Raw genomic sequence first — 17993 nt, 5'->3', positions numbered from 1 at the left:
TCAGAGAGAGTCGACGTGGGCGCCGGCGCCGGCGAGCCGACGGCGGCAGTCGAGGATGTACGGGGCGTGCGCGCTGATCAGGGGGTAGTCGAAGGCATCGTGGTCGGCGAGGAGGACAACGGCGTCGGCCGCCGCGAGGCGGGCTGGGGTCACGTCGACCTGCTGGAGGCTCGCCAAGCCGACGGCGCGGGGGTGGGCGTCGTCCAGGACGTGGGGGTCGGCGGCCTGGACCTCGGCGCCCATGCCGGTGAGGAGTTCGGCGATGCGAGTGGCCGGTGTCTCCCGGGCGTCCCCGGTGTTGGCCTTGTATGCCAGGCCGAGCAGCAGGATCCGGGAGCCCTTGAGCGGCTTGCCTCGTTCGTTGAGGCCCGCGACGAGGCGCCGCACCACGTAGTCGGGCATGTGGTTGTTGACGTCGTTCGCCAGCTCGACGAAGCGGAAGTTCTGCCCCAGGGCCCGCTCGACCCGCCACGACAGGTACGAGGGATCGACGGGCAGGCAGTGTCCTCCGACGCCGGGGCCGGGGGTGAAGCGCATGAACCCGAACGGCTTGGTGGACGCCGCGTCGATGGCCGCCCAGACGTCGATGCCCAGGTCGTGGGCGAAGATCGCCAGCTCGTTGGCGAGCGCGATGTTCACGTGCCGGAAGGTGTTCTCAAGGAGCTTGGTCAACTCCGCTTCCTTGCAGCTGGCCACGGGCACGACCGTGTCGACGAGCGACGCGTAGAAGGCGCGGACCGCCTCCATGGAGGACGGGCCGATGCCCGAGACGACCTTGGGTGTGTTCTCCAGCCTCCAGGTGGGATTCCCGGGGTCGATGCGCTCCGGGCTGTAGCCGAGGTGGAAGTCGCGGCCGGCGGTCAGCCCGGAGCCGCGTTCGAGGAGCGGTCGGAACACCTCCTCGGTCGTCCCGGGGTACGTGGTCGACTCCAGGACCACGGTCGCTCCGCGGGTGAGGTGGTGGCCGAGCGTCCGCGCTGCCTCCTCGACGTGCGACAGGTCCGGAGCGCCGTCGCGCAGCGGCGTCGGGACGGTGACGACCGCCACGTCGAACCCGGCGCAGTCGGACGGGTCGACGGTCGGCTGGTAGGAGCTGGCGGCGAGAAGAGGCGCCAGTCGCTTGTCCGGGATGTCCTCGACGTACGACTCACCGATCACGAGCCGCTTGATCCGGCCGGCGTCCACGTCGAGGCCGACGACGTGGTGCCCGACCTCGGCGGCTCGCACCGCCAACGGGAGCCCGACGTATCCCTGCCCCACGACGACGACGCGGAGCCCGCGGGGCTTGTGCTTCCTGGTCATGCGATCCACCTCACTGAAATTGGGGGCTGGGGAGCGGGGACGTATACGTGGCGCGGGACCCGCGGTGGGTGGTGGCCGTAAGATGGGGCGCGCCTCGGCCGTACGAGACTCGCTTGGCCGCCTGTCTCGGACGGCCGAGTGCTTTTCGGGTGCGGTATGGGGAGCCGGGAAAACCCGCAGGCTGGCCCAACCCCCGGTTCGATACGATGGCGATGGCCTGCAGCCTCGTTCCGTCACCATGTGTGACGCGTGCGTGCGATCGGAGTGATCGCATCGACTGCGGCCTCCCGACCTGGGCCCGCCGTGGCAGTGGCACCGGCGCCGTAATGCGTACGAAATGGAGCATCCAAGGATGGCTCGACACCTGGTAACCAGCGCGCTTCCCTACATCAACGGGATCAAGCACCTGGGCAACATGGTCGGGTCGATGCTTCCGGCGGATGTGTACTCCCGGTACCTCCGCCAGCGTGGTCACGACGTCCTCTACATCTGCGCCACCGACGAGCACGGCACGCCGGCCGAGCTGGCCGCCAAGGAGGCCGGACTCTCGGTCGCCGAGTTCTGCGCGCAGGCCCACGACGCGCAGAAGGCCGTGTACGACGGCTTCGAGCTGGCCTTCGACTACTTCGGCCGCAGCTCTTCGCAGCAGAACGTCGAGATCACTCAGCACTTCGCGCGCAAGCTGCACGAGAACGGCTTCATCGAGGAGCGTGCGATCCGGCAGGTGTACTCGCCGGTCGACGGCCGTTTCCTTCCGGACCGGTACGTCGAGGGCACCTGCCCGCACTGTGGCTACGACAAGGCTCGCGGCGACCAGTGCGAGAACTGCACCCGCGTCCTCGACCCAACCGACCTGATCGACCCGCGCTCGGCGATCAGCGGTTCCACGGACCTGGAAGTCCGCGAGACCAAGCACCTTTTCCTGCTGCAGTCCAAGCTCCAGCACGAGGTCGAGGAGTGGATCGCGACCGTCAGCGCCGAGTGGCCGCACCTGTCCACGTCCATCGCGCGCAAGTGGCTGACCGAGGGCCTGAACGACCGGGCCATCACGCGGGACCTGGACTGGGGCGTGCCCGTCCCGGCGGACACCTGGCCGGAGCTGGCGGCCGAGGGCAAGGTCTTCTACGTTTGGTTCGACGCTCCGATCGAGTACATCGGCGCGACGAAGGAGTGGGCGGACGCGTCCGCCGACGGAGAGAGCCGCGACTGGAAGTCGTGGTGGTACGAGGCCGACGACATCGTCCGCTACACGCAGTTCATGGCCAAGGACAACGTCCCCTTCCACACGGTGATGTTCCCCGCCACCGAGCTCGGCGTGCGCGAGCCGTGGAAGAAGGTCGACGTCGTCAAGGGCTTCAACTGGCTGACCTTCTACGGCGGTAAGTTCTCCACCTCCCAGAAGCGGGGCGTCTTCACCGATGCGGCCCTGGAGATCCTGCCCGGCGACTACTGGCGCTACTTCCTGATCGCCAACGCCCCCGAGTCGGACGACTCCTCCTTCACCTGGGAGCACTTCACCGCCACGGTCAACAAGGACCTGGCCGACACCCTCGGCAACTTCGTCAACCGCGTGCTGTCCTTCTCCCGCAAGCGGTTCGGCGACGAGGCCCCGGCCGGTCGTGCCGCCGGCGAGGCGGAGGCGAAGCTGGGCGAGGAGATCGCACGGCTGCTCGGCGAGTACGAGGAGCAGATGGAGGCGCTCCAGTTCCGCAAGGCCGCCGCCGCCCTGCGCGCCCTGTGGTCCGCGGGCAACTCCTACCTGGAGGAGAAGGCCCCCTGGCTGGAGATCAAGACCGACGCCGCCGGCGCCGCACTGACGCTGCGCACGGCGATGAACCTGATCCACCTGTACGCGGTCGTCTCCGAGCCGTTCATCCCGGCTTCGGCCGCCGCCATGCGCGGGGCCTTCGCCCTGGAGAGCGACACCGCGACCTGGGTGACCGCCGAGCAGGCCAAGTCCCTGGACGCTGTCCCGGCCGGTACAGCCTTCACTGTGCCGCCGGTGCTTTTCGCGAAGATCTCGGAGGAGGACCTGGAGTCCTACCGGGAGCGCTTTGGCGGAGCCGACGCCTGACGGTGCCTCTCGTGCCCGTACCGATCCCGGCTTCATCGGGCGGTACGGGCGGTGAGGTGCCCGGCCAGCTCAGCGGGTGGCACGTTCATCAGCCGCATTCGAGGGGCGTCCTCGTCGATCTCGACCCACGTCACGCCTCCGGATCCGGGCACATACTCGAGGTAGTGCTCGAAGCCGTGTTGCGTGAGCTTCAGCAGGAGGCAGGCGATCCCGCCGCCGTGTCCGACCAGGACGGTCGTGCGGTGCGGTCCGGCGCAGACCTCGTCCCACAGGCGCATGTAGCGGGCCTGGACGTCTTCGGAGGATTCGCCGCCCGGCGTTCGGAGCTGGTGGATGGGGACGCTCTGACGGACCGCCTCCGCCGCCGCGCAGTCTCTGGGCCGGCCGCCGAGATGGCCGCTGTTCTTCGCCGCCAGCCGGGTGTCCACACGGGTGTCGGCCGGTGTGAGCGCGGCCGTCAGGAGTGCGGCCGACTCACGGCATCGGGACATCGGGCTGACGAGCATCTGGTCGACCGCGAGTCCGGCTGCGGCGAGGGTGCGACCAGCAGCGCGGATGTCGTCGCGTCCACGTTTGCTCAGTGTGCCGCCGACGGCCCTGCCTTGGTGGATACCGCGGGCGTTTTCCTGGGTCTCACCGTGCTTGACCAGGTAGATGTGTTTGGTGCTCATGGTGGTCCGTCCCTCTTCTCGGGTCAGTCCCAGTCGCGGACGTCGACGAAAGCGGACACGACGGCGACGAGTTGGTCGTGGTCGGCTCGGCGCATGGTGGGGAAGCGGTCGTAGTGCCACTCGATGTAGAGGACCGAGATGAGACCGATCGTCCCGTCGGCGATCAGTTTCTTGAGCACGGGGTATTCGGCGCCCTCGATGTCCATCTTCACGACGACGTGATCGTTCGGGGTGACGGTCTGGCGCAGCCACGCGCTGAAGTCGACGGCAGGTACCGGGACCGGCGATCCGTAGTCGATCTGCTGGTCATACACCGGCGGGACCCGCTTGCCGGGCATCACCGTGGAGCTCTCGTGGTGGCCGAGGAAGAGGTTGATCACCCCGTCGTGCGTCCACACGGCGCTGTGAGAGACCTCGACGCGAGGTGAGTGAGCGGCCCGTTCGACTTCGTAGCGGATGGCCGGCAGCAGCTCCGTGTTGGGCTCGAAGGCATAGAAGTCGTGGTCAGGGAGCTCGTCGATGAAGCGGCTCAGCACGATTCCGAGGTTGGTCCCGCAGTCGATGAAAACTTTGCGCATGAAGGACTCCCGTGGTTGGTCGTTGTCGCGGGTAGGTGGATTTCCTGCACGACGCCGTCGGCGAGCAGGACAAAGTCGCCGGCTTCCGGCCGGTAGCAGCGTTCCTGGTAGCGGATGGTGATGCGGCGCACCGGTTCCTCACCGCGGTAGGGAGGAAGGTCACCCCACTGGTAGAGCTGGCCGCCGGGGGCCTTGAGCCGGCGCAGCCGCCGGGGCAGCGGGCCCTTCGGCGTACCGGAGTTGAGGCGGATGAACATCGTGGTCAGGAAGGCGATGTGCTCGCGTGCCTGGTCCGCGTTCGTTTGTGCTCGGCCATAGGTCTGCTTGAGGTGGTGGAGCTCGGCCGGGTCGCCTGCTGCGCGAACGAGGCGGTCGCGCAGCTCTGGGTCCCAGACGATGCCGAGGTGGCCGTGGAGGATGGGTTCGCTGGTGAGGAAGTAGCCCAGGACTCGGCCGAATTCGCGCTCGTACGGGCACATGAAGTCGTTGTAGAGCCCGAGTGTTGCGCCGGAGGCTGTCTCCACCTGCCAGTTGACGCGTGCCGTGAACGGTGAGTCCCACCAGCCGAGGTGCCATGGCTGCCACAGCAGGTCAGCCGTGCTGAGGATGAAGATCAGGAGTGCGATGACGAGGGCCGGCCAACCGAACGCTGCGTCGTACTCCTGGTCAGGGAGCAGTGCGACGGTCAGCGCGAGTGCGGCGTTGGTGCAGATGTTCTCCCAGAAGAAGATGCCGGAGGCGAGGACGACGGCGAGGTTGAAGACGGCCGTCGCGACCAGGACAGCGACGAGGAGGCTCCGGTCGTGGAACGCGACAAGGCCGGCGGTTTCGACCAGCACCGTCAGGATGTTGAGGGGGCGGTCCACGGCGCGTGCGCGGCGCAGGATGCCGGTCACGGTTTCAGCGGGCAGGAAGCGTGCCCATCCCCAGGAGTAGGCGGAGGCTGTGAGGTAGTGGGTGCGGTTGTGCCAGGCCCACGACCAAGGGCGCGGCCCGAGCCGGGCTTTGCTCCACGCCGGTTTGACGTAGTGGGAGAGCGAGACGCATCCGAGTACCAGTACGAGCCCGGTTGAGGGTTCTGGCGTGCTGAGAGCCGTCCCCACGAAGAACCAAGCGAGGTACGCCTTGAGCAGCCTCAGCGGCATCATCGCGTGGTGCTTCCACCCGCGCAGCCGACCGCAGTAGACAGCGAGCCACGGCAGCAGGGCCGGTGCCCAGAAGCAGGAGGCCACTGCGAGGAGAAGCAGCGCCACTTTGGCCGAGCGCTGCGGGCCGATGGGTTGGGTCACGTCGTAGTCGCTCGTGGTGCCCTGCCAAGTCAACAGGGCGGTCACGAAGACGATGAACCAGCGGAAGGGGCCGGGGTCGGGCGGGGAGAGGAAGGCGAGCAGGGCGGAGGCAACGGCAGTCGCAAGCGTCGCTCGCCAGACCGTCGGCCGAGAGGACAGCGCTCGCACCGTCGGAGAGACGGCGAAGCGATAGCAGAACACAACGATGGCCACGATCACGACGGTGGTCACGTACGCGGGTAGTGAAGGCAGCTCCATGGCCGCCTACCGGACGGACGGGGAGGGGACCCGCCCACAGGTTGCGGGCAGAGTCTCCAGGTAAGAGGCGATTCGTTCCCGCGGGTCTTGGACGAGGTGCAGGTCCCGATGGCGTTCGACGTTGGCGCGAAGCTCCCGCGCCCGGTTGAGGAAGTCGAGTACCGCCCCGCGCTCGATCCGTGGGGTGCTGGTGCCGAGTTCCGCCTCGTGAACCACCTTGGCGCACCAGTGCTGGTCATACGTCGGCAGCGGCACCAGGTGGACCGGTTTGCCGAGAACGAACGCCTCGCTGATGAGGTTGAAGCCGGCATTGGAGAAGACGGTCTCGGAGCGCGCCAGGTCGGAGATGAACGCCTGGCGGTCGAACGGGCAGATTTCGATCTTGCCGTCGGCGTACGGGCGCAGGTTGTCGATCTCGTCCGAGTGCGCGTAGATCCGCAGCGTTCGATCGGGAACGTACTGGCGGAACACGTTGGCGAGGGCGCGGACGGAGTCCTCAGGGCCGTGATCGAAGTACCGGGAGAAGTAGGCCGTGGACACTGGTTCACTGGTAGCCCGGGCGGAGCGGACGAAGTCCGGAACGACAGGGGCGATGAACTCCAGCTTTCGGTCGTCGGCCTCCAAAGGGATGTAGGAGCAGATGAAGGACCGGTCGGCCCGAGGGGCGAAGTAGCGCAGGCGCTGCTCGTCGGCGGTGCGTGCAAACCGACCGACCGGCGGCAGGTCGAGGTGCCGGTACTTGCTCTGCTGGTCCACCGATATGAGGGGCCTGCCGAAGTGGTACGCCAGGCGCGGTGTGTTGGGCTCGTAGTCCGTGATGAACATGTCCGGGGCGCCGGTTTTCCTGATGGCCCGGCGTAGCCGCAGGTGCTGGCTGATGCCGGCGGGAGTCCGCCGGATGTTGGTGCGTAAGACATCGGCCGCGTGGATGCGGTCGTCACGGGCAAGGAGCGTCGGCATCCACCCGTCCCACGCGGGGAATCCGAGGTCGCGGAAGTACTCGACTCGGGTGCTCCCGTTGGTGATGATCCGTACGTGGTGGCCGCGGTCGCGCAGGTACTGGGCGATCACGCTCTGCCTGACGGAATGCCCCATGCCGATGCCGTTGACGCCGATGATCACGCTGAGCGGCTGTGTGAGTGTGGACACGACGATCCCTTCGTCAGGCGAGCCGGGTGATGACGTTGTGGGTGATGGCCGCGACCTGGGGGTCGGTGGGGAGTAGCCGGGCCCAGTCAGTGGTGGCAGCGGTGAAGACGGTGCCGGTCGCCGTGTAGAGGCCGAGGGTGGCCGCGCGGGGACTGGGCGTCGGCTCCCGGGCTGCGAAGTTCCAGGCGGAGGGAAGTGGGGCGATGCCGAGGATCTCGAAGTCCTTGGGCGTTCCGTCCTGGCCGGTGGGCCGCGGGCGCCGCTGCTCGTCGATCTCGTATGCGGCTCCGTCGCATTCGTAGCCGACGAGCGCTCGGTCGTGTCCGAAGGCGTCACCGGTCCTGAGCCCCGTTCCGGAGAACACCCAGTGGTCCGCGTCGGTGACGGTGAACCCGAGAGACGTGCGCGGGCCGTCCCAGTGCCCGCCGCCGTTCCGGTAGCTCACACCCAGCAGGGCGTTTTCGGGGTCCGACCCCCACCAGTGGTCGGGACAGCCGTACGAGCTGTCCGGGTCCGTTCCAGCGGGGGCGCCGGGAGGGAACTTCGCGCACTCCAGTGCCGAGCGATTCTCGTCGAGACGCACGCGCCACCAGCAGCTGTTGGCTCCGAAATTGGCGATATTGCCGCCTGCGTCGCGGAAGGCGGTCGTGTTCCGACGGGTCCGAGCCGTCCAGTACTCGTCGTGCCCGGAGGAGACCAGGAGGCGATACCCGTCGCCGAGGAGCCGGCCTTCGTCGAGGTCGAGGTCCGTGCAGTAGTCGCTCTGGATCCCGTTCTCCTCCATCCAGGAGATGAAGGGAGCATCCCAGTGCGCGAACGTCTGCCGAGGCGACGTGGCGTCGTACGGGTCGGGCAGGCCCTTGACCGGACCGCCGACGCCTCCTCCCGGTCGGCGCAGCGTCACCCGGGAGGCGCTGTAGAGGCTTCCACCTCCTGCCGTGTTGTACGCGTGGTAGGTGGAAACAGGGACCTTGTAGAGGACCTTGCGGCCCGAGGGAACTGCGGGCGTGACGACCAGCAGGAATCTGGCCTCGCGAGCGTCCATGGCCGGCCGGATCGGACAGTCGCCCGTGCTCAGGACTCCGATGTAGACACCGGACCGCCAGTCTCGCGGTACGAGGAAGTCGTAGCCCGGCCACTGCCAGTCCTGGTCATACCGCCCGAGTGCGGCGTCCCGTCCGGGCCACTCGACGTGCCCCGTGTGCTTGGGTTTCGAGCCCCAGCGGTAGAAGTCGAGCCGGAAGCGATCCGCGGAGGTGGCGATGTGCAGTCGGATGCTGCGCCCGGCACGGACCGTGGGGGACGCCGGGTATCCGTTGATGCCGGTCATGAGTGCGCCTGGGGCCGCGCGACTCCCATGTAGTGATAGCGATCGACCTGCTCGACGTGAGACTCCCAGCCCAGGGCGCCCAGCCGCTTCGCGAGTCCGTCGGCGTCGTACAGCACCTTGACGGTCAGGTGCTGGCTCCCGTCGGAGAGCCTCCGGCGAACCGTAGGTACCGCCCGTCCCTCGATCGTCTCCTCGATCTCCGCCTTCGCGCGGGAGTCGTCGAGGAAGACCACACAGCCACCGGGCTTCAGAGCCCCCCGGAGGGCCTTCCAGAAGGGTTCCAGGTATGCGGGCGGCACATGGCTGAGCCAGAAGGCGAAGAACACGGTGTCGTACTGGCGATCAGGAACCTGGCTGAAGATATCCGCCTCGATAAAACGAGTCGTCGAACCCTCCAGGCGACGTCGCGCGACAGTAAGCATCTCGGGCGCGGCGTCCACCGCAGTCAGGGTCCGGGCGCGCCCGGAGAGCAGATGGGTCCACTGGCCCGTGCCACACGCCAGCTCCAGGACGTCTCCGCTGATGGGCAGCCGATCGAGCACATGCGAAAGCTGAGGCATCCCCATGCGCTCCGCGTATGCGGTGTCGTACTCGTCGGCCCTTGCGCGGTAGTAGGCGATCTGCTGCTCGGACCATTCAGCCGATGCGCTGTGCTGCTCTCCGAAGTCGAGCATCCTCAGCTCCTTCATGAACTTGTTGTGTTCGACCGCGAGTTGTGAACTCGGCAGGCTGACAAGGTCCATGACAGCGGGGCGCAGGTCATCCGTGTATCACGGCGAGCTAGTGAGGCCGTTCAACGTCGAGCACCCCGACTTTTCAACATCCGCTTACACACGACTTCGCACAGGGCAGACTTACAGTCCCGATCATGTTGACCGATGGGCAGGCGGTAACTGACGTGGCGAGGAGCCGTGCGGGATGGCGCCCGGACAAGCTCCGTGAGGTGCGCGAGGCACACGGATTGACCCTCGAGCGTGCCGGCGAGCGATTGCGGGAAGTGGCGACGCGGGCTGCCATCGCGGTGCCCGCTGCCAACTTCCAGACACTCTGGCAGCACGAGCAGGGCGAGGTGTACCCGGGGCCGCACTATCGACGTGCGTACTGCCTTTTGTACCGCGGTACGGAACCCGAGCTCGGGTTCCGCCACCCCTTGCCCGACGAGGCCACGCACCTGGAGCTCACACCGTCGGCGGAGTCTCGCAACGGGGCCCACGTCCTCGCTGTCGAGCGGGCACTTTCTCAGATTACGCCAGGAACGGATGTCTCCGGAGAGCTCGACGTTCAGCAGCGGATCATCGACGCGTGGAAGCGTCGGCACACGGGCGGAGATCCTCATCGCCCGTCTCTGTTCATCGTCGGCGGCTTCGCAGGCTGCGGGAAATCGGAGTTCTCGCGCTTCATCTCCCAGCTCACGGGATGGCCCGTCCTCGACAAGGACCCCATCACGCGTCCCTTGGTCGAGCGACTTCTGGTGGAGATGGGCAGCGACCCCAACGACCGGCATTCCGAGATCTACCGCGAGCAGGTGCGGCCTCTCGAGTACCAGTGCCTGCTGGAGACCGCCTACGCCAACATCGACTGCTCCATCAGCACGGTGCTGACAGCACCGTTCATCTCAGAGGTGAGGGATGCCCAGTGGATCCAGCGGCTGACCAATCGGTGCGAGGCCCGAGGAGTCAGCGTCTCCATAGTCTGGATCAAGTGCGATGTGGAGACGATGCGCGAGTACATCGGCTTCCGGTCTGCCGCCCGCGACAGCTGGAAGCTTCAGCACTGGGACGAGTACGTGAAGACCGTGGACGTCGAACTACGTCCTGTCGTCGATCACCTGGTGGTGGACAACCGCCTCGGCGCGGCGATATCCCTCACTGACCAGGTGCGACAGGTGCTGGGGACGGTGTTCTAATGAACCAGGGAATCCTGCTGTACGGACCGCCTGCCGCCGGCAAGGACACCGTGACGGCAGCTCTCGTCCAACTCGACTCACGCTATGCCCTCTTCAGCCGGCTCAAAATCGGCAGCGGTAAGTCGGAGGGCTACCGAATGGGCACGCCCGCCCAGTTGGCGGAGCTGGACGGACACGGTGACGTTATCTATCGCAACGACCGTTATGGGAACACCTACGTTGTCGACCGTCCGGGACTCGGGCTGGCCATGGCAGGCGGGCGCATCCCGGTCCTCCATCTCGGCCAGGTCGCGGGCATCGAAGCGGTGACCGCCAACTATCCTGCCGCTTGGTCGACGGTGCTGGTGTGGTGCTCTCGGGAGGCCACGGCTGTCCGCTCGAAGGGGCGAGGTGATCGCGATACGGAGGCTCGACTGGCTGCCTGGGACGCGACGGAGCAGGACCTCGCCATCAATGGTCATCTTCCCTGGGATCTCCGCGTGGACACCGAAGTCTCCTCGCCTGCGGACGGGGCTGCCCTGATTGATCAGCTTGTACGCGCGTCTGTGTGACGATCGTCCGCTGAACACAGCAGTTCGAGAGCACGGGAGACGGTGACGGACCCGTCGTGGACCTCATCCCAACGGTGAAGGACAGCGGCAATCTCCCGCATGAAGTGGCCCGGCAGCCCCGACTCGGCGAGCAGGTCTGCGGCGTCTTCCAGTTCCGGCGCCCACCGCCAGGCGCGGGCGGCAGTCTTGGGGATGTAGTCCGTCTCCGTCAGATAGCTGCCGGTCCGCTTGGCGGCGATCTGCAGGAGTTCGTCCGCGACGCCGTTCGCATCGGCCACCCCGTACGCCACGGCGGCCAGGACGCGGGACGCCTTCTGGTAGCTGGAGTACGCGAGCTTCAGAGCGGAAGCCTGCCCGATCTCATTCCCCAGGGAGCGTGTTTGCACATCGGTCCCTTCGAAGAGGTCGGCAACCAGCGCGACGTGCCGCGGGGGGCCGGAAAGGTAGAGCGTCGGCTGCTTTCCCCCGACCGGAGGAGACCCGACGACAGAACCGTCGAGAACAGCTGCGTCAGGCAGGCAGGCGGCCACAGCCCGGACCCTCTGCGGAGTGATCGCGTTGGCCTCGACGTACGTCCTGTCGCGGAAACCGTGCTTGGCCACCTCAGCTGCGACCTCCTCGGCCGCTGCCGGCGGGCACAAGGAGATGACCAGGCCGACGCGCCGTAGAAGCTGTCCGAGATCGTCGGCTGCTTCCATACCCGCGAGTTCCGCACGCTGCCGGGACGCGTCGCTGCGGCCGACAGGACACCAGAGGACGGTCGTGCCTTGGGCGCGGAGCTGAGCTGCGAAGGCCGCACCCATGCTCCCCGGATGCAGCAGTCCTACCTCGGTGATGTCGCACTTCACGTAGTCACACTCCTCGATCAGTCACTGGCCAGCAACAGCGCGATGGCCGTCTCCGCGTCGGGTACGCAATGGTCAGGTGCGGCGAGCCGGCTGGGCCAGGCCCGCCCGTTGGGGATCCAGATCGTGCGTAGGCCCGCTCGACGACCTCCATCGATGTCGGTCTCCGGGTTGTCGCCCACCATCCAGCCACCTTGGGAAAGGAGGGAGCCGCACGCTACGGCTGCCGCCTCGAAGACGGCGGGTGCGGGCTTTCGTGCCCCGACGGACTCCGAGACGCAGACGCCATCGATGCGATCGATCAGACCGGTTGCCTGGAGTTTGGCGTTCTGAATGTCGGTCGCTCCGTTGGTGGCGACCCCCACTCGCCAGCCGGTGGCTCGTAGGACATCCAGGCCCGCGAGTACCCTCTCAGGACACCTGACCGCCGCCGCGATGTTGGAGCAGTACTGCCTCCACAACGTCTTCGCGGAGGGCTGGAGACGGTACTGCGCCCGTACGGTTTCGAAGGTGACTGGGAACGCTCGTTCCTGGACCAACTCGACCAACTGCGTGGTGGCGTCGTCAGCGAGGGAGTGCCGAGCGGCGAACTGAACAGCCCAATCGTGGATGGCACCGTTCCTGTCGATCAGGGTGTTGTCGAGATCGAAGAGCACCAGCCGCTGCATGGGTGACGACCTTAGCCGGAACGGATGCGCCGTTACTGAAGAGGGGACTTCACTGTGGTGACCCTGAGGTTGCGCATCCGGAGGGTCCGTCGGTGCGCTTCAGCGCGCGCACTCGCGAAGACCGAACCGCCCCCTATGGGGGACACGACTGGGCGTCTTTGTGCGAGACGGTGAGGCCGAGCCGCACGTGCGCGATGCGTGAGCACTCCAACGCGGGCCCGCCGTCCTACGTGAAACCGACACCGACCAGCCCGGGGCGCGGTGGAGGCGGCCCACCTAGCGGGGCAAATCTGTTCACTTTTCACCAGTTCGCCAGGGGCAGACATGAATTCCACCGAAATGACTGGTGCGCTACGGCAAGGCATGTCAACGTACGACACCCAGCCGAGCATTCTTCCCCGAGTCCACGGAGGCGCCCCTGTACCCGCACCACTTCAACGATCCCTTCCGCCCCGGCGCGTCGGACCCGGTGTACTGGGTCACTCCGCGCCACCTGGCCGGTGATGACGGCGCTCTGGCCGAGCAGATCGGCGACACCTTGGTGGGCCTCGGTTGGCGTATGTGGCCGACCTCTCGCAACACCCTGCTGTTTGTGAGCCCGGACGGGCTGTGCGGCGCCGAGTGGATCCTTTCGGCCTACCCGTTCTCCTTGGGCGGACTGCCCGTCGCCTGGCAGTTGTCTGCCCGCCCTCATGCCGCCTCCGCGATGACGGAGTGGAATGCGTACTTCACCGCGGGCGTCCCGTACGAGGCGCTCGCCGATCTCCTTGTCGTGATCGACGCCCGCGAGGCGCCTGATGGCGTGGGCGAGGGGCCCGAGACGGTCCTGAACGCACTCGCCGCACGGGGCTGGTACAGGGATGCGGACCGGTCCGGTACTACCGCCATGGCCCCCGGGTTTTCCTGCAGCATGTCCCTGGAGGTGTTGCCGCCGCTCATCGAGGATGCCGACCCGTGCCCTGACCTGGTCGGCTGGCAGGCGTGGGCGGAACCCGCTCCGGGAGAACCGTATCTGTGGTGCGCCAGTTTCAGCGCCAGCGTCCCCCATGACTTGGTCGCCTCGTTTGCTGCCTCGCTCGCCTCCCAGGTACCGGTGGCTCGCCGCACTCTGCCCGAGAGCGCCGTGGACCGGCTCAGCGTCATCCTCCACAGCTGACGACCCACGCTCCTCGAGCGGCTGTGGTGCCGCTCGACGCCCATTCCCCAAGTTACCCGTTCCCCCTTGCCTGCTAGTTGGCAGAGATGGAGAGTTCATGTTCCGACGCCGTGCTCGCGCCGACCGTGCCTTCCGCGAAGCCCAGCGCGCCGGCCAGGCGATGCTGGCCATGTACGCCCAGCAGCCGTGGCCCGCCGATCCCGGCCTGGTCGCCGCTGCGGTCCCAGCCACACCGGGCGTGGCGGTGGAGCTCGACTTCCTGCCGCCGGACTTTCGGGCGCCATCCCGCAAGGAAGTCGAGGGGTTCATGATGCGCTGGGACTCCCCGCTCGTCATCGACGGCGAGGTCCGTCAGTGCCCCTCGTGTGGCGCGTACCGCAACTGGATCATCTTCAACCTGCGCGACGACTCGGTATGGCTGCGCTGCCGGGCCGGCCACGAGACGAAGGAGACCGGCCTGGACACCGCCTGGTACAACCGCAACTCCGGTCCGGCCGACCGCTGGCACCCCACCCTGGAGGACGGCCTGCGCTACCTCGGCCACTGACCTCCGCGAAACCCCTCGCCCCACTTCTCCGTATCACCGGTGCCCGGAGGTCCGGCCTGGTCAGACCGTCCATTCCGCAGCAACTTTGGGGTATCGCGTGCGCTTTCACAACACCACCCTGGGCCTGAGCGCCCTCACCGTCCTGGCCCTGGCCGGCTGTTCCAACGGCAGCACCTCCGCTGAATCCCCGACCGCTTCCGCCCCCTGTGCGCCCAGAGGGCAAGGATTCCTCTGTGCCCAGGCCGCTGTCCTCGGCTGCGCTGAGCAAGCGCCTCCTCGACGAAGGCGACCTGGGCGAGGGCTACATCCGTAAGCCGGAACAGCCCAAGCGGCACGACGCCGTCACGGTGACCGGCTGCCCGGCGCTGGAGAAGCTCGGCGACCAGGCCGCGGTCGGTGGCAGCCTCGACTTCCCACGCAGGGCGAAGGCGTCCTTCACCTACACGGGCGGCAGCGACTCCGAGGTGGCCGAGGAGCTGTACAGCGACACCGAGCAGAGGCTCTCCGATGGCGTGGGCCGGATCTTCGAGGCGATGACTTCGTGCCGCACGTATCAGGTGCCCCTCGGCAGTACCCCCGTCACGATTACGACCCGGAAGGTGCTTGCCGAGGCCGGGCTGGGCGAGGAGCGGTGGAGTCAGCTGCTCACCTTCACCGCCGGCGGACGGAGCAGTGTCGTCAAGCAGACAGCCGTTCGTGTGGGGAGGGTGGTTGCGGTGGTCTCGGGCTCGTCCGCGCTCGTCGATGCCCACGTGGAGAGGGCGGTGACGAAAGCCCGCGAGGCTCACTGAATGGGTAGGAATGCCGCAGGCCCGACCGGACAAGCCGGTCGGGCCTGCGGCGTGTGCGGAGCCGGGGACCACGTGGACGGGCACGTGGCCCTGAGGGTGCTGTTCAAACAGACGGAGTCTTGAAGAGCCGCCTCTTGGCGTGTGGCCGGTCAGTCCTGTTCGTGTCCGGCGAGCTCTTCGACGGCATCGCCGGGACTGAGGATTTCGGCCAGGCGCTCGAACGTCGCGTAGTCCTCGTCGGTCATGAGGTCGTAGACGCTGTCCGGGGAGGCGTCGGTGAATTGGTATGCGTACTTCATGTACAGGCCGATAAGGGCCTTTTGCATCGTGTGGCGTTCACTCATCCAGTCGCCCACTGGCTGCATGTGCGCGACCGCGATGTCTATCTCCGCCCGGGTGCAGGTGCAGAGCAGGTCGTACTCGGCGGTGGTGAACGGGCGTCCGTCGTGGTGATACAGGCGACCGGGTTCGTCGCGGCGGGAGGTGTCTACGTCGGTGAGGAGGACGACGGCACGGGGCCGGATGTCGGTCTGGGCCATACAGGGGTTCCTTCCGGAGCGGGAGTTGAGGCATAAAGTCTCCGGACGATCGCCGGTTGGGCTAACCGGCGATCGTCGTCTATGTTGCGCCCGCTTTACTCAACGCCGATGCGCTGGCGACTGCTGCTGGAGCGGCACGGCGGCCGCGGGATGCACCGTTACACCGGGTCGCTGTGCGGTGCTGCGGGCCTTGGCCGCCTGGGCTCGGGGTCCGGGGGCGTGGCGCTCTCCGAGGCGACGGACGCGCCAGGTCAGGGCGCGGGCGGGGTTGTTGGCGTCGTCCAGGGTGCGCTGGCCAAGCGCCTGGTCGAGGACGACGGTCGCGTTGTGCCCGGCTGCCTCCGCTTCGGCGAGCACGGCGGCCAGCGCGTCCCAGGCGGGGTCGCCCAGGATGCGCTCGGCGTACCCGGGGACCGCCTGCTGGAGGTGGTAGGCGAAGCGGTGCTTCATCTGGAGGCTGGGAGCGCGTTGCGCGAGTCCCGTCAGGACAGGCTCGGCGACCCGCCTGCACGCGATCTGCAGGTGGACGAGGGCCTGTTCGGCTGCTGCTTCTTGCTGGGCGTGCTGGTGGGTGCGGTGCCAGTGCATGGCGAACGCCACCGCCGTGAGCACGGTGTCCAGAAGCATCGCGAACCCGGCTCCGTCGCCGTCCGAGGGCTGCTCACGCCAGATCGCTTGGACGCTGCGGCGCAGGACGCGGGTGCTGTCGAGGTCGGCTGCGATATGGGAGCGGGTGGCGCGCTCGAAGGCGACGGCGGCCTGTTCGAGTTCGGACCTCAGCGCGGCCGGCGCGGCGATCGGGAGTAGGTCCAGCGTGGCGCCGAGCGCGACCAGTTGGCCTTGGGCGGTCGGGCCGTCGCCATGGGTGAGGTGGCGGGGGATGCGTTCGGTGGCGGCGGTGGCCTGGTGCCACGGGTTACCTGGCCAGGCAGGGGCCGGTTCGGGGCTGGTGGTGGCGAGGCTTTTGCGGATCTTGGGCAGGGACAGGTCGGGGGCGAGGGTGGAGCCCGCGTAGAACACCGGCTGGCCCTGGTCGATGGTGTCGTGGGGCATGGCGAAGTTGCAGCCGAGCGCGTCGCCGGAGGGGCCGAGCTTGAGGCGCACGGTCACGCCGGTGGCTTCCAGCAGGGAGAAGAACTCGGCTTCGTCGGACGCGGCGGCGACCGCGCGGCGCACCCGCAGGCGCAGGACATCGCGGGTGGTGGCGTCCTGGCCCAGGCGCTTGGCCTTGAAGCACTCCTTGCTGGTGGGACGTTTGGCGCCGGTGCCGTCGCCCTGATTCAGCCGCCTGAGCCCGTAGTCGACTTCGATCTTGCGGGCCTCGCGCTGGACGGCGCGCTGGTCGTAGCCGCGCTCGGGACGGCGGCCGTCCTGGCGTACGAGGGTGGCGGCGATGTGGATATGGTCCTCGGCGTGGCGGACGGCCACCCAGCGGCAGGCTTCATCGTCCCCTTCGGGGGCTATGCCGGCGGCGGCCACCATCCGGCGGGCGATGTCCGCCCACTGCGCGTCGGTGAGGACCGGATCTTCGGGTGCGGCCCGGACGGGGCAGTGCCAAACGGTGTCCTTGGGTGCTTTGTCGCCCAGCATTTTCACGGGCTGGTCGAGCTGGGCGACGAGCTGCCGCTCGACCGCTTTGGGGTCGCGGTGAGGGCTGCGGCCGGGGTCGGGGGCGAAGCCGTTCCAGGACGCCACCAGGTGCGGGTCGGTGTGCTCGTTCGCCCGGCCCTTGCCGAAGAGGTAGCCGATCGTGCGGCCTGCGGCTTTCGGGCCCGAGCCAAGGATGATCTTGGGTATCACCCGCTCACCGCCCTTCAGTGACCTGGGCGATGGCGGCGTCCAGCTGGGTGATGGACGCCTCAACATGGTTCAGGAGCTGTTGGACGTCGGCGGGGTGGGGCCAGGCGCCGTCCTTGTTGAGGTGGTGGGTGAGCTGGTTGAGGTTGCTGCCGACCTTTCCGAGTTGCCCGTTGGCGGTCATGAGCACCTTGACCATGGCGCGGTAGTCGGCCACCGCCGCAGTGGGGTCATCGGCGCGGGCGGCAGCGAGCGAGCACTCAGCCACATAGCCACCAGGCGCCATGCCACTCAGGGCAGGGGCGCCCTGGACGAGGGCGAACTCGTCGTCGTTGTAGCGGGGATGGACGCGGCGCTCGCGCAGCTGCTGGTCACGCAGACGGCGACGCGGCGTACGCTGCTGCGGCGCGCTCGACGACGGTTCGGCACCCCCAGCCTCGGGCGGCCCCCCCGGGCCCCGCGCCACCCATGTACCCCCCCCGCCCCAAGGCCAACCACCCCGCCGCGCCCAGCTCGAGGAAGAACACAGAAACCAACAACAA

Annotated in this window: 18 protein-coding genes; 6 read left to right on the top strand and 12 right to left on the bottom strand. The window is 67.8% G+C overall.

All coding sequences use genetic code 11. The features are described from left to right. Positions 1-1302, bottom strand: coding sequence for a nucleotide sugar dehydrogenase (locus ACFWRV_RS06085; protein ID WP_384328867.1), 1302 nt, complete (start codon positions 1300-1302; stop codon positions 1-3). 352 nt (positions 1303-1654) lie between these two features. Between ACFWRV_RS06085 and metG the strand changes: the two genes are divergently transcribed. Then, a complete protein-coding gene (gene metG / locus ACFWRV_RS06080) occupies positions 1655-3376 on the top strand; it encodes a methionine--tRNA ligase (RefSeq protein WP_384328864.1) in 1722 nt (573 codons plus the stop codon). Positions 3377-3408: 32 nt separating this feature from the next. Here metG and ACFWRV_RS06075 read toward each other — a convergent pair whose 3' ends face one another. The 6 genes from ACFWRV_RS06075 to ACFWRV_RS06050 are packed head-to-tail and all read right to left on the bottom strand — an operon-like array spanning position 3409 to position 9325. Beyond that, complete coding sequence (locus ACFWRV_RS06075; protein WP_384328861.1) at positions 3409-4047, bottom strand: histidine phosphatase family protein; 639 nt, start codon at positions 4045-4047, stop codon at positions 3409-3411. Between the two features lie 23 nt (positions 4048-4070). Further along, a complete protein-coding gene (locus ACFWRV_RS06070) occupies positions 4071-4625 on the bottom strand; it encodes an FkbM family methyltransferase (RefSeq protein WP_384328858.1) in 555 nt (184 codons plus the stop codon). Next, positions 4577-6145: a hypothetical protein gene (locus tag ACFWRV_RS06065; RefSeq protein ID WP_384328855.1), complete on the bottom strand. Its 1569-nt coding sequence runs from the start codon at positions 6143-6145 to the stop codon at positions 4577-4579. Before ACFWRV_RS06065 ends, ACFWRV_RS06070 begins: the two co-directional genes overlap by 49 nt. Positions 6146-6178: 33 nt before the next feature. Then, a complete protein-coding gene (locus ACFWRV_RS06060; RefSeq protein WP_384328853.1) occupies positions 6179-7321 on the bottom strand; it encodes a glycosyltransferase family protein in 1143 nt (380 codons plus the stop codon). A gap of 13 nt (positions 7322-7334) precedes the next feature. Beyond that, positions 7335-8651, bottom strand: a complete 1317-nt coding sequence (locus tag ACFWRV_RS06055; protein WP_384328851.1) for a N,N-dimethylformamidase beta subunit family domain-containing protein — start codon at positions 8649-8651, stop codon at positions 7335-7337. Next, positions 8648-9325, bottom strand: coding sequence for a class I SAM-dependent methyltransferase (locus tag ACFWRV_RS06050; RefSeq protein ID WP_384329184.1), 678 nt, complete (start codon positions 9323-9325; stop codon positions 8648-8650). The genes ACFWRV_RS06055 and ACFWRV_RS06050 overlap by 4 nt, the downstream gene beginning before the upstream one ends. A 194-nt stretch (positions 9326-9519) precedes the next feature. Here ACFWRV_RS06050 and ACFWRV_RS06045 point away from each other — a divergent pair, with 194 nt between their 5' ends. Both ACFWRV_RS06045 and ACFWRV_RS06040 read left to right on the top strand, forming a co-directional pair. Beyond that, complete coding sequence (locus ACFWRV_RS06045) at positions 9520-10557, top strand: AAA family ATPase (RefSeq protein ID WP_384328848.1); 1038 nt, start codon at positions 9520-9522, stop codon at positions 10555-10557. After that, entirely contained in the window at positions 10557-11108 is a 552-nt protein-coding gene (locus tag ACFWRV_RS06040; protein ID WP_384328845.1) for a guanylate kinase, read from the top strand. Before ACFWRV_RS06045 ends, ACFWRV_RS06040 begins: the two co-directional genes overlap by 1 nt. Here the strand turns inward: ACFWRV_RS06040 and ACFWRV_RS06035 are convergent. Together ACFWRV_RS06035 and ACFWRV_RS06030 are read right to left on the bottom strand one after the other, a co-directional pair. Next, positions 11084-11956, bottom strand: coding sequence for a DUF1932 domain-containing protein (locus ACFWRV_RS06035; RefSeq protein ID WP_384328842.1), 873 nt, complete (start codon positions 11954-11956; stop codon positions 11084-11086). The two genes, ACFWRV_RS06040 and ACFWRV_RS06035, sit on opposite strands and share 25 nt — an antisense overlap. 17 nt (positions 11957-11973) lie before the next feature. Then, on the bottom strand, positions 11974-12621 hold the full coding sequence (locus ACFWRV_RS06030; RefSeq protein ID WP_053560592.1) for an HAD family hydrolase: 648 nt from the start codon (positions 12619-12621) through the stop codon (positions 11974-11976). Positions 12622-13090: 469 nt separating this feature from the next. On the opposite strand from ACFWRV_RS06030, the gene ACFWRV_RS06025 reads away from it, so the two are divergent. From ACFWRV_RS06025 to ACFWRV_RS06015, 3 genes are all read left to right on the top strand, one after another. Continuing rightward, positions 13091-13777 carry a DUF317 domain-containing protein gene (locus ACFWRV_RS06025; protein ID WP_384329181.1) on the top strand — a complete coding sequence of 229 codons (687 nt, stop codon included), beginning with the start codon at positions 13091-13093 and terminating at the stop codon, positions 13775-13777. Between the two features lie 97 nt (positions 13778-13874). Then, entirely contained in the window at positions 13875-14324 is a 450-nt protein-coding gene (locus tag ACFWRV_RS06020; RefSeq protein WP_384328838.1) for a hypothetical protein, read from the top strand. Between the two features lie 233 nt (positions 14325-14557). Then, a complete protein-coding gene (locus tag ACFWRV_RS06015) occupies positions 14558-15115 on the top strand; it encodes a hypothetical protein (protein ID WP_384328836.1) in 558 nt (185 codons plus the stop codon). Between the two features lie 149 nt (positions 15116-15264). Here ACFWRV_RS06015 and ACFWRV_RS06010 read toward each other — a convergent pair whose 3' ends face one another. The 3 genes from ACFWRV_RS06010 to mobC all read right to left on the bottom strand — a co-directional run bounded on the left by ACFWRV_RS06010 (position 15265) and on the right by mobC (position 17737). After that, positions 15265-15654, bottom strand: a complete 390-nt coding sequence (locus ACFWRV_RS06010; protein WP_129845366.1) for a hypothetical protein — start codon at positions 15652-15654, stop codon at positions 15265-15267. A gap of 99 nt (positions 15655-15753) precedes the next feature. Then, positions 15754-17454 carry a mobilization protein gene (locus ACFWRV_RS06005; RefSeq protein WP_384328833.1) on the bottom strand — a complete coding sequence of 567 codons (1701 nt, stop codon included), beginning with the start codon at positions 17452-17454 and terminating at the stop codon, positions 15754-15756. A 4-nt stretch (positions 17455-17458) separates the two neighbouring features. Beyond that, positions 17459-17737 carry a plasmid mobilization relaxosome protein MobC gene (gene mobC / locus ACFWRV_RS06000; protein ID WP_367444503.1) on the bottom strand — a complete coding sequence of 93 codons (279 nt, stop codon included), beginning with the start codon at positions 17735-17737 and terminating at the stop codon, positions 17459-17461. Positions 17738-17993 lie beyond the last annotated feature (256 nt).

It is taken from the genome of Streptomyces sp. NPDC058576 (assembly GCF_042718715.1).
Taxonomy (GTDB): Bacteria; Actinomycetota; Actinomycetes; order Streptomycetales; family Streptomycetaceae; genus Streptomyces.
This window is presented reverse-complemented; position numbering and strand designations above follow the sequence as displayed.

Bases quoted from the DNA above. Each gene is read 5' to 3' on its own strand.
- ACFWRV_RS06085 (WP_384328867.1), bottom strand. From the start codon at position 1,302: ATGACCAGGAAGCACAAGCCCCGCGGGCTCCGCGTCGTCGTCGTGGGG.
- metG (WP_384328864.1), top strand. From the start codon at position 1,655: ATGGCTCGACACCTGGTAACCAGCGCGCTTCCCTACATCAACGGGATC.
- ACFWRV_RS06075 (WP_384328861.1), bottom strand. From the start codon at position 4,047: ATGAGCACCAAACACATCTACCTGGTCAAGCACGGTGAGACCCAGGAA.
- ACFWRV_RS06070 (WP_384328858.1), bottom strand. From the start codon at position 4,625: ATGCGCAAAGTTTTCATCGACTGCGGGACCAACCTCGGAATCGTGCTG.
- ACFWRV_RS06055 (WP_384328851.1), bottom strand. From the start codon at position 8,651: ATGACCGGCATCAACGGATACCCGGCGTCCCCCACGGTCCGTGCCGGG.
- ACFWRV_RS06050 (WP_384329184.1), bottom strand. From the start codon at position 9,325: ATGCTCGACTTCGGAGAGCAGCACAGCGCATCGGCTGAATGGTCCGAG.
- ACFWRV_RS06045 (WP_384328848.1), top strand. From the start codon at position 9,520: ATGTTGACCGATGGGCAGGCGGTAACTGACGTGGCGAGGAGCCGTGCG.
- ACFWRV_RS06040 (WP_384328845.1), top strand. From the start codon at position 10,557: ATGAACCAGGGAATCCTGCTGTACGGACCGCCTGCCGCCGGCAAGGAC.
- ACFWRV_RS06030 (WP_053560592.1), bottom strand. From the start codon at position 12,621: ATGCAGCGGCTGGTGCTCTTCGATCTCGACAACACCCTGATCGACAGG.
- ACFWRV_RS06020 (WP_384328838.1), top strand. From the start codon at position 13,875: ATGTTCCGACGCCGTGCTCGCGCCGACCGTGCCTTCCGCGAAGCCCAG.
- ACFWRV_RS06010 (WP_129845366.1), bottom strand. From the start codon at position 15,654: ATGGCCCAGACCGACATCCGGCCCCGTGCCGTCGTCCTCCTCACCGAC.
- mobC (WP_367444503.1), bottom strand. From the start codon at position 17,737: ATGGCGCCTGGTGGCTATGTGGCTGAGTGCTCGCTCGCTGCCGCCCGC.